We start from the raw sequence: 4,938 nt of genomic DNA on the forward strand, positions 1-4,938 counted from the left end.
TCGAGCTCGCCGACGAGCAGCGCATCACGGAGTCGCTCGGGCAACCTGGTCTTCATCAGCTCTACCAGTGCACCGAGGGGTTCCGCGCGCACACCTGCGACCGCGGTGTGATCCACCTGAACGAGGACAACATCCTCGTCGAGCGCGAGTGGCTGGGGGCAGGCCGATTCACACCGATCATCACGGATCTCCGCAGGCGCGCGCAGCCCATCGTCCGGTATCGACTCGGCGACGTCCTCAGCGAGCGCAGCACACCGTGCGCCTGCGGCAGTGCGCTCACGGCGATCGAGCGCATCGAGGGTCGGGAGGGTGACACCCTCGTGTTCCGCACGCTCGATGGCCGCAGCATCCCCGTGTTCGCCGATGTGATCACGCGTGCTCTGCTCTACGCCGAAGGCTTCGACGAGTACCGCGTGACGCAGATCGGCGCGTCGCACCTAGAGATCGCGCTGGACACCGTCGATGATCGATCTCGACGTCGCGTCGAAGACGAAGTGAACGCCTTGGCAGACCGGCTCGGATGCGAACGGCCCGACATCGACTTCATCGCGTTCGTCCATGACGGATCCGTGAAGCTGCGTCGGGTCGTGCAGAGGTGGGGGGAGCAGACATGGTGAGGAACTGCGAGATCGCGGGGTGGGGAACCTCGTTGCCCGCACGGACGGTGCGTTTCGGCGACGAGGTGCGGTACCGGATCGAAGACGACGTGTCGCACCTCGACATGGTGACGCAGGCGTGCGAGCGCGCGCTCGCGCACGCAGGAGTCGAAGCAGACGACCTCGACCTCGTGCTCGGAGCGTCGGCCGCGGGAGTGCAGCCGATTCCCTGCACCGCGGCTCTGGTGCTCGAGAGGCTGACGGTCACGGGCCACGCGGCGGCCTTCGATGTGAACTCGACCTGCACGAGCTTCATCACAGCGCTCGACATCGCTTCCCGGTACCTCGACGCCGGAGACCACGAGACGATCCTCGTGTTCGCAGGCGACGTGGCGACGCGCTTCCTGAATCCCGAGCAGCGCGAGAGCTTCGAGCTCTTCAGCGATGCCGGCGCAGCCGTCGTGCTTCGCCGCTCTCAAGACCCGGATCGAGGCGTGATCGCGAGTGCTCAGCGCACCTGGCCCGCGTACGCGCACGACACGGAGATCCGGGGCGGGCTGTCTCGGCTACCGGCTCAGGCCTACGAGACGAGCGATCCGGCCGACTATCTGTTCGACATGGACGGGCGTCGCGCGCTCTTGGGGATGATGCGCGTGCTGCCCGAGTTCTTCGAGCAGTTCCACACGTCTGCGGGAATCCGGTACGACGACGTCGCCCTGTGGGTGCCGCACCAGGCCTCCGCCGCACTCGGACCCATGCTCGACCGGCTCGGGATCCCGGTGGATCGACGGGTCGACGAGGTGACCTCGTTCGGCAACATGGTGTCGGCGTCGGTGCCGTTCATGCTCGCGCGGGCCCTCGAGAGCGGCCGCGTCGGCAGCGGCGACACCGTGATCCTGTGCGGCACCGCTGCGGGACTCACCGCGAACATCCTCGCTCTGAGACTCTGACGAGAACGTCCGAGCGTCGCGCGACCTCGGATCAGGATGCTCGTCGCACCAGGCTCATACGAGGGTGCGGCCGATGCTCCCGATCACTCCGTCGATGGGCTGACCCGATGCGTCCCGACGCGCGCCCGTCTCCGGGAGCTTGCGCACCGCACCCGTCGGATCCACGGCCTGTGCAGGACTCGGGCCGACCCACGCGACGGTGAGGCGGTCTTCTCCCTTCAGGAACGAGTGAGCACGTACACCGCCTGTCGCGCGGCCCTTCGACGGGTACTCGCTGAAGGGGGTGACCTTGGCGCGCCCCGGCTCGGTGCCGGGCAGGCTGCTGTCCGACCCCGAAACGGTGGCGACGACGGCATCCGCCTCGGGCGTGACCGCACCGAAGAACAGCACCGATGCGCCGGAGCCGCGCTTGATTCCGGCCATTCCACCCGCGGGCGCGCCCTGAGGACGGACGGCGGACGCCGAGAAGCGCAGCAACTGCGCGTCGGTGGTCACGAACACGATGTCGGAGTCGTCCGGGGCTTCGGCTGCGCCCACCACGGTGTCGCCCGGCTTCATGCCGATGACCTCCAGGTCGGGGCGCACGGGCAGCGTCGAGGGGACGATGCGCTTGACCGTTCCCTGTGCGGTGCCCAGTGCGATGGGCATGTCACTGTCGAAGCGCACGAATCCGACGATCCGCTCGCCCCGTGTGGTGATCCCGAGATAGTCGCGAAGCGGAGCGCCTGCGGCGAGCTGGACCGACGACGACGGCACGGACGGCAGGTCGACGGGGGAGAAGCGCAGGACGCGTCCCTCGGTCGTGAGCGCGCCGATCTCTGCCCGCACCGTCGTCTGCACCGTCGACAGGATCGCGTCGTGCTTGCTCCGGCGCGCCGGCAGGGTGAGCTCTTGGCCCTCGGCGAGGTCGACCCGCACCGCGCGGCCGGTCGTCGAGAGCACGAGCACGGTCGGAGCATCCGCGATCTGCAGATCTGCCGTGCCCTTGGTCGCCCGGGGCTTCGGGGGTGCGGCGTTCATGAGCAGGGTGCGTCGAGGAGTCCCATACGCGTCCGCGGCCGCATCGAGTTCGCGGGCGACCGTGGCGCGAAGCAGCACGTCGCTTCCGAGGAGCTCTCGCAGCGCAGCGATCTCGGCGAGCAGCGAGTCGCGTTCGGCTTCGAGCTCGATGCGCGAGAACTTCGTGAGGCGTCGCAGGCGCAGCTCGAGGATGTACTCGGCCTGCAGCTCGCTGAGGTCGAAGACGGAGCGGAGCCGCGCGCGCGCCTGCTCGGAATCGTCCGACGAGCGGATGACCTGGATAACCTCGTCGATGTCGAGGATCGCGATGAGCAGCCCCTCGACGAGGTGCAGTCGCTCTTCTCGCCGCGCGAGGCGGAACCGGCTGCGGCGGGTGATGACCTCGAGGCGATGAGCCACGTAGACACGGAGCATCTCCTTGAGGCCGAGCGTGCGCGGCTGACCATCGACCAGAGCGACGTTGTTGATGCTGAAGGAGTCTTCGAGAGGAGTGAGTCGATAGAGCTGCTCGAGCACGGCCTGGGGGTCGAAACCGGTCTTGATGCCGATCGCGACCCGCAGCCCGTGGTTGCGGTCGGTGAGATCAGTCACGTCGCTGATGCCCTGCAGCTTCTTCGACTGCACGGCATCGCGGATCTTCTCGATCAGTCGTTCGGGACCCACCATGTACGGCAGCTCCGACACGATGATGCCGGTGCGTCGGGGCCCGAGGGGCTCGACCGAGACTTTGCCGCGGACCTTCAGAGCACCGCGGCCGTTCGCGTAGGCGTCCTTGACACCATCGAGTCCCATGAGGATTCCGCCCGACGGGAAGTCCGGTCCGGGCACGAACTCCATGAGGTCTTCGGTGGTGGCATCCGGGTTCTCGAGCAGATGCGTGGCGGCCGCGACGACCTCGATCAGGTTGTGCGGCGCCATGTTGGTGGCCATGCCGACCGCGATGCCGCTGGCCCCGTTGACGAGGAGGTTCGGGAAGGCCGCGGGAAGTACCGAGGGCTGCTGGAACTGTCCGTCGTAGTTGGGCACGAAGTCGACGACGTCTTCATCGAGGTTCTCGGTGAGTGCCATCGCCGGCGGCGCCAGTCTCGCCTCGGTGTAGCGAGCCGCGGCGGGGCCGTCGTCGAGCGATCCGAAGTTCCCGTGCCCGTCGACCAGGGGCACGCGCAACGCGAAGTCCTGAGAGAGGCGCACGAGGGCGTCGTAGATCGCCGAGTCGCCGTGCGGGTGCAGCTTTCCCATGACCTCGCCGACGACGCGCGCGCTCTTGACGTGGCCGCGCTCGGGACGCAGGCCCATCTCGGCCATCTGGTACAGGATCCTGCGCTGCACGGGCTTCAGACCGTCGCGGGCATCGGGGAGGGCCCGCGAGTAGATCACCGAGTAGGCGTACTCGAGGAAGGNNTACTCGAGGAAGGAGCCCGGCATCTCGCTTTCGAGATCGATGTCCTGGATTCGCTCCGGGGCGAGCTCGGGAGGCGGGGTCTTGGGCATGGGCGTCCTGAATGGGTGCGAGGCTGAGGGCGTACGGGAGCCTGTGTCAGACTGGCTCGGATGTCCCTCATGCTACCGCCCGAGTCCTCCGCAGCCCGGAGCATCGCCGGGGTGGCGGACGACCTGTTCGCCGCGCTCCGCGGTGAATCGACGACCCTGCCGCGCGCGGAGTCGGTGGTGCTGGTCCTGATCGACGGACTCGGCGCGATCAGTCTGCGCGCTCACGCCGGCCACGCACGAGCGCTCACCGCAGGCATGGCGAAGAAGGACATCGCGCACTCGGTCTTCCCCTCCACGACGGCCGCAGCCCTCACCAGTCTCCTCACCGGTGTCTGGCCGGGTGAGCACGGCCTCGTCGGCTACCGCGTGCTCGACCCCGCACGCGGCATCCTCGTGAATCAGCTCACAGGATGGGAGTCGGAGGGGCTGGATCCTGCGACCTGGCAGTCCGCACCCACGGTGTTCGAGCGTGCCGGCGCTGAGGGCAGGCCGAGCTACGCCGTGGGCGTCGCCGCCTACGCGGCGAGCGGATTCACTCGCGCGACGCTGCGCGGGGCGGAGTTCATCGCTGCGCAGACCCCGGCGGAGAGGGTCGAGGTCGCATACGACCTCGCGGAGCGGCATCCGGGATCGCTCGTGTACTGCTATCTTCCCGAGGTCGACAAAGCAGGCCACCGATACGGTGTGGACTCGGCCCAGTGGGTGGCCGCGCTGGAAGAGATCGATGCCGCACTGTCGGTGCGAGTGCCGCCGGGAGTCGGCGTGCTCGTGACGTCGGATCATGGCATGGTCGACGTGCCGGCGCACCGCCAGATCGTGCTGGAGGCCGAGCATCTCGGCGGTGTGCGCCTGATCGGCGGAGAACCGCGGATGCTCCATGT

3 protein-coding genes and 1 pseudogene are annotated in these 4,938 nt (G+C 68.2%); 3 read left to right on the forward strand and 1 reads right to left on the reverse strand.

All coding sequences use genetic code 11. The annotated features are described in order from the left end of the window. Together J7E68_RS18245 and J7E68_RS18250 are read left to right on the forward strand one after the other, a co-directional pair. Nucleotides 1-617: pseudogene (locus tag J7E68_RS18245) on the forward strand (hypothetical protein); the annotation flags it as partial. Further along, nucleotides 611-1,546, forward strand: coding sequence for a 3-oxoacyl-ACP synthase III family protein (locus tag J7E68_RS18250; protein ID WP_215174964.1), 936 nt, complete (start codon nucleotides 611-613; stop codon nucleotides 1,544-1,546). The pseudogene J7E68_RS18245 and the gene J7E68_RS18250, both read left to right, overlap by 7 nt. A gap of 54 nt (nucleotides 1,547-1,600) precedes the next feature. Here the strand turns inward: J7E68_RS18250 and J7E68_RS18255 are convergent, their stop codons facing one another. Next, entirely contained in the window at nucleotides 1,601-4,057 is a 2,457-nt protein-coding gene (locus J7E68_RS18255) for a DNA topoisomerase (ATP-hydrolyzing) subunit A (protein ID WP_215174965.1), read from the reverse strand. A 60-nt stretch (nucleotides 4,058-4,117) separates the two neighbouring features. Here J7E68_RS18255 and J7E68_RS18260 point away from each other — a divergent pair. Next, a partial coding sequence (locus J7E68_RS18260; RefSeq protein ID WP_251049136.1) for an alkaline phosphatase family protein occupies nucleotides 4,118-4,938 on the forward strand: 821 nt, incomplete at its 3' end.

This window comes from Microbacterium sp. ISL-103 (genome assembly GCF_018613995.1).
Classification (GTDB): Bacteria; Actinomycetota; Actinomycetes; order Actinomycetales; family Microbacteriaceae; genus Microbacterium.

Excerpts from the sequence above, each read along its gene's own strand:
- J7E68_RS18250 (WP_215174964.1), top strand. The coding sequence starts at position 611 with ATGGTGAGGAACTGCGAGATCGCGGGGTGGGGAACCTCGTTGCCCGCA.